We start from the raw sequence: 352 nt of genomic DNA on the forward strand, positions 1-352 counted from the left end.
TGAAGATGATAATCCATCTTCAATAATAGTCAGTTCAACCGTCGAACCGTGCAATTCGCCGAGCGCCTCGCCGAGCGTCTTCACCGCGCCGGGCGAATGGAGATGGCGCTGGGCGCTGCGAAGGTGCAGAGTGATGCGCGCGCCATCCTGCTCTTTCCAGGCATTTAGCGCCACCTGCTCGACCAGTTTAGGCAATTTCAGCAGACTCACCTCTTTTGCCCACGCGTCACGCTCGATCGCCTCTTCTGCCAGCACCGCGTAGTCGCGGTTGAAGACGGAATCGACAATCATCTTGCCGAAGCCGGGAATGGTAAACACCTGCTCGGTGAGCACTGCACCGCCGAGTAATTCG

The 352-nt window shown here is 57.7% G+C and carries 1 protein-coding gene; it reads right to left on the bottom strand.

The window, feature by feature from the left end; all coding sequences use genetic code 11:
- Nucleotides 1-352 (bottom strand): DNA polymerase III subunit gamma/tau C-terminal domain-containing protein (locus I5W_RS11625; RefSeq protein ID WP_305809653.1); only part of this gene is annotated, 352 nt, incomplete at both ends.

Source organism: Herbaspirillum sp. B65 (assembly GCF_000333555.1).
Lineage (GTDB): Bacteria > Pseudomonadota > Gammaproteobacteria > Burkholderiales > Burkholderiaceae_D > Herbaspirillum > Herbaspirillum rubrisubalbicans.